The organism is Streptosporangium nondiastaticum (assembly GCF_003011965.1).
Taxonomy (GTDB): domain Bacteria; phylum Actinomycetota; class Actinomycetes; order Streptomycetales; family Streptomycetaceae; genus Streptomyces; species Streptomyces nondiastaticus.
This window is the reverse complement of the sequence record NZ_PXWG01000245.1, coordinates 1-4691: the sequence shown is the minus strand read 5'-3', so window position 1 is coordinate 4691 and position 4691 is coordinate 1. Positions and strand designations below refer to the sequence as shown.

Annotated in this window: 5 protein-coding genes; 1 reads left to right on the top strand and 4 read right to left on the bottom strand. The window is 71.2% G+C overall.

Translation table 11 applies throughout. The features are described from left to right. The 4 genes from B7P34_RS39135 to B7P34_RS35060 form a co-directional block, all read right to left on the bottom strand. A partial coding sequence (locus B7P34_RS39135) for a helix-turn-helix domain-containing protein (RefSeq protein WP_223268567.1) occupies positions 1-516 on the bottom strand: 516 nt, incomplete at its 3' end. 464 nt (positions 517-980) lie between these two features. Further along, positions 981-2210, bottom strand: a complete 1230-nt coding sequence (locus B7P34_RS35070) for an NADP-dependent isocitrate dehydrogenase (protein WP_106682182.1) — start codon at positions 2208-2210, stop codon at positions 981-983. Between the two features lie 149 nt (positions 2211-2359). Further along, the gene (locus B7P34_RS39130; RefSeq protein ID WP_223268566.1) at positions 2360-2626 is read right to left on the bottom strand and encodes a DUF3017 domain-containing protein; all 267 of its coding nucleotides are present in this window, start codon (positions 2624-2626) and stop codon (positions 2360-2362) included. Between the two features lie 289 nt (positions 2627-2915). Next, positions 2916-3785 carry a bifunctional methylenetetrahydrofolate dehydrogenase/methenyltetrahydrofolate cyclohydrolase gene (locus B7P34_RS35060; protein WP_106682180.1) on the bottom strand — a complete coding sequence of 290 codons (870 nt, stop codon included), beginning with the start codon at positions 3783-3785 and terminating at the stop codon, positions 2916-2918. A gap of 250 nt (positions 3786-4035) precedes the next feature. Here B7P34_RS35060 and B7P34_RS35055 point away from each other — a divergent pair, with 250 nt between their 5' ends. Beyond that, positions 4036-4638 (top strand): hypothetical protein, encoded by a 603-nt coding sequence (locus B7P34_RS35055; RefSeq protein WP_106682179.1) that lies wholly within the window; start codon positions 4036-4038, stop codon positions 4636-4638. The last annotated feature ends 53 nt before the right edge of the window (positions 4639-4691 follow it).

Sequence of the window (4691 nt, the reverse complement as noted above, 5' to 3'; positions counted from 1 at the left end):
CGCGCCGGACGGGTCAGCGGGGCCGGAGGGGGAGGCGGGGGCGGAGGCGCCCGGGAAGGCGCCGGGCCCCGCGGCGCCCGAAGCGCTCTCCTCCGCCGACGCCCGGCGCGCCGCCTCGTGGCAGAGCGGCTCCGAGATGACCGCGCCCGGCTGCCCGTCGGCCCGGGAAGCCTGCACGGTGCCCTGCACCGGCCCCTGCACCGTGTCCGGCGGCGGGCCGAACTCGCCCAGCGCGGCCCGCGCCCGGGCGATCCGTGCCGACTCCACCGTGGAGTCGTGCCGCAGTTCGCTGCGGCTCCACGCCCGCTCGGCGAGCTCCCACATCGTGCTCAGGTGGACCACGTCGGTCCCGGTCGCTTCGGCGAGCGCCTCGGCGGCCCCCAGCGGCGGCAGCAGCCGCCCGCCGAGATAGCGCTCCCACGACGTCTTGCTGTACCCCGTGCGGTCCGCGACGGCACCGATGCTCAGTCCGCTGCGCTCCACGAGTCTGCGCAGCTGTTCGGTGAATTCACGCACTTCCGGGTCGAGTTCCTCCGGTAGCGCCCTCCAACGAGGCATTGCACTCCCCTGTCCCCCGATACGTACGGGTCTCTTCCCGTTCCGTGACCCCTGCCGTGACGTACTGATGTGCTGACGTACTGCCGTGCCGGCCTGCCGGCGCACCGGTTTCCTGACGTGCCGTGGCGCGGCGCCCCCGTCCGCAGCCCCGGTGCTGGCTACCCAGGGGGATGCCGCAATCCAGCATGACAGTTCCCACAGGCGGGGCGCATCGTGGCATTTGGGTTAATCGAGGGCCCCGGCATGCGCTCTTGTCACATCTGCTGCACAACTGATACGGGACGGCGAACTCGTCGCGGATCCGTCACTTCCCGGACACAGCAGGCTTGAAGATCTTGAAACCGGTCCACCGGTTCAAGATCCTCTTATCCGGGCGGTGGCCGGTCCTCCCACGGGGGTGGAGGACCGGCCACCGCGGCCGCTCACACGGCGGCCGCGGGCACCAGCTTCCGCCGCAGGTTCGCGTCGAGCGCCGCGAGGAACTCCTCGGTCGTCAGCCAGGGGGTCTCCTCGCCGACGAGCAGCGCCAGGTCCTTCGTCATCCGCCCGCTCTCGACGGTCTCGACGCACACCCGCTCCAGCGTCTCCGCGAAGGCGGTGACCTCGGGCGTGCCGTCCAGCCTGCCGCGGTGGGCCAGGGCCCGGGTCCAGGCGAAGACCGAGGCGATCGGGTTGGTGGAGGTCTCCTTGCCCTGCTGGTGGCGGCGGTAGTGGCGGGTGACGGTGCCGTGCGCGGCCTCGGCCTCCAGCGTGCGGCCGTCGGGCGTCATGAGGACCGAGGTCATCAGGCCGAGCGAGCCGAAGCCCTGGGCGACGGTGTCGGACTGGACGTCGCCGTCGTAGTTCTTGCAGGCCCACACGTAGCCGCCGGGCCACTTCAGCGCGGACGCGACCATGTCGTCGATGAGCCGGTGCTCGTACGTCAGCCCCGCCCGGTCGAACTCCTGCTTGAACTCGGTGTCGAAGACTTCCTGGAAGAGATCCTTGAACCGGCCGTCGTACTTCTTCAGGATCGTGTTCTTGGTGGACAGGTAGACGGGGTAGCCGCGGTCCAGGCCGTAGCGGAACGAGGCGCGCGCGAAGTCGCGGATCGACGCGTCCAGGTTGTACATCGACAGGGCGACCCCGGGGCCCGGGAAGGCGAAGACCTCCAGCTCGACGGGTTCCGAGCCGTCCTCCGGGGTGAAGGTCATGGTGAGCGTGCCCGCGCCGGGGACCTTCAGGTCCGTCGCGCGGTACTGGTCGCCGAAGGCGTGACGGCCGACGACGATGGGCTTCGTCCAGCCGGGGACGAGCCGGGGCACGTTCCCCATGATGATCGGCTCGCGGAAGATCACACCGCCGAGGATGTTGCGGATGGTGCCGTTGGGCGAGGGGTACATCGCCTTGAGGCCGAACTCCTCGACCCGCGCCTCGTCCGGCGTGATCGTCGCGCACTTCACCCCGACGCCGTGCTCCAGGATGGCGTGCGCGGCGTCGACGGTCACCTGGTCGCCGGTGGCGTCGCGGTGCTCGATGCCCAGGTCGAAGTACTTCAGGTCGACGTCGAGATGGGGCAGGATCAGCTGGTCCTTGATGAACCGCCAGATGATCCGGGTCATCTCGTCGCCGTCGAGCTCGACGACCGGGCCGACTACCTTGATCTTGGCCATGACGGGGACCGTCCCTCTCGCGGGCAGCACCGGCCCTTCCCCGCCCAGGGGGCAGGAAAGGGATCACCTCGTCATCAAGCTACTCGAAATCGGTCAGAGCCGGGCAAACAAGAACGCCGCGTCTAGACCGTCCAGACCGCCCGGACCCTCTAGACCGTGAAGTGGAGGATGTCCTCCAGGAAGGGCACCTTCAGCCACGGGTGCGGCTGCGCCATCAGGGACAGCAGCAGGATCGCCGCCCCCAGCCCGCCGTACGTGATCATGTCCGTGAAGCGGGAGCGCACGGCCAGCATGCCCACGGAGGGCAGGGCCCAGCGCAGCACCGCGCCGCCGATCATCGCCAGCCCGATCAGCAGCGTCCCGACGCGGAACGCGCCCGCGGCGACGATGAGCAGCCCGAGCCCGGTCGCGCCCATGACCGCGAGCAGCGGCCACTGGCGCGCCGGCGCCGGGGCGTCACCGGGGGCGGCGCGCCCGCCGCCCTCGGGGCGGGCGGTGTCCCGCGTGAGCTGGAAGCGGCGGCCTCGGCCGGCCCCGGGCTCTCGCCGGGGCTCGCCGGCCCCGGCGGCCCCGTTCGCCCCGGACGACCCGCCGGCTCCATTCGCCCCGGACGACCCGCCGGCCCCGGATGATCCGGACGATCCGGACGGCCCGTGGGACCCGGCCGTCCCACCCGGCCCCTCCGGCCCGGCGACCCCCGCCGGCTCAGCCCGCATTGCCGCCGCCGGCACCCCGCTCCGCGGCCTCCACCACGTTCACCAGCAGCAGGGCACGGGTCATCGGGCCGACGCCGCCCGGGTTCGGGGAGACCCAGCCGGCGACCTTGGCGACCGCCGGGTCGACGTCGCCCATGATCTTGCCTTCGCCGTCGCGGCTGACGCCGACGTCCAGCACGGCCGCGCCGGGCTTGACGTCCTCCGGCTTGATCAGGTGGCCCACGCCCGCCGCCGCGACGATGATGTCGGCCTGCCGCAGCTGCGCGGAGAGGTCACGGGTGCCGGTGTGGCAGAGGGTGACCGTGGCGTTCTCGGTCCGGCGGGTCATCAGCAGGCCGATCGAGCGGCCGACGGTGATGCCGCGGCCGACGACGACCACGTGGGCGCCGTTCAGCTCCACATCGTGGCGGCGCAGGAGCTCGATGATGCCGTTGGGGGTGCAGGGCAGCGGGCCGGGCTCGTTGAGCACCAGACGGCCCAGGCTCATCGGGTGCAGGCCGTCGGCGTCCTTGGCCGGGTCCATCAGCTCCAGGACGCGGTTGGTGTCGATGCCCTTGGGGAGGGGGAGTTGGACGATGTAACCGGTGCACTCGGGGTTGTCGTTGAGCTCGCGGACGACCGCCTCGATCTCCTCCTGCGTGGCCGTGTCCGGCAGTTCGCGCTGGATGGACGCGATGCCGACCTCGGCACAGTCGCGGTGCTTGCCGGCCACGTACCACTTGCTGCCGGGGTCGTCGCCGACGAGGAGGGTGCCGAGACCGGGCTGGACGCCGCGGGCCTTCAGCGCCTCCACGCGCGCCGTGAGTTCGGACTTGATCGCTGCTGCCGTGGCCTTGCCATCGAGAATCTGGGCGGTCATGACACCATCCTCCCGGATGGGGTGGCCATGGTTCCAATCAGGGCGGCCCGCAGTTGGTGACGAATTCGCACCGGTTATTCGCGGGAGCCCCTGCAGCCCCGCCGATAGGGGTATCGGCTGGACAAAAGTCACAGCCCCGATAACGATGATCCGCGTGCCGCGGGCGAAAACGGGGGCGAGCCGCCGACACAACTCTCCTCCGAATGCCCGCGCCGTCCCCGCACGACACCAACGGAGGAATTAGCCAGCCATGAGCTTCGGCGATCAGAACAACCCGTACGGCGCGCCCCAGCAGGCGCCCGGTTACGGCTATCCGCAGCAGCCCCAGGGCGCCCAGCCCGGCCAGCCCTACGCCCCCTACCCGCAGGCGCAGGGGGGTTACGCCGGCGCGCCGCAGGGCCCGCAGGTGATGCCGGGCATCACCAAGGCGGCCCGCATCATGCTGTACGCGATCGCCGCGGTGCACGTGATCGTGGCGGGCCTGTGCGTCGCCGCGGTCGCCGCGATCAGTGACGCGAAGAAGACCCACGGGGGCGGCACCGTCACCACCGCCCAGGGCGACACCGTGGACGCCGATGTGGCCTTCGACGCCGGAAAGGGCGTTTTCGCGTTCCTCGCCGCCCTGGCCGTGGTCTTCGCGATCATCGGCATCATTCTCGCGGTGCGCTACGCCAAGGGCGGCAATGGCGTCCGCGTCGGCTCGATCGTCTATGCGGCGTTCGGCATCATCAGCGGCCTGGTGTGCATCGTCTTCTACGGTGTCGGCCTCATCGCGCTGATCCTGTCGATCCTCGTGATCGTCTTCGCGGCCAAGCAGGCTTCGCAGGACTGGTTCCGCCGCCCGCGCTTCTGATCCCGCGCACCCGCGGCCCGGAGGCCCGGTTCCCCCTCGGCGAGGGGGAACCG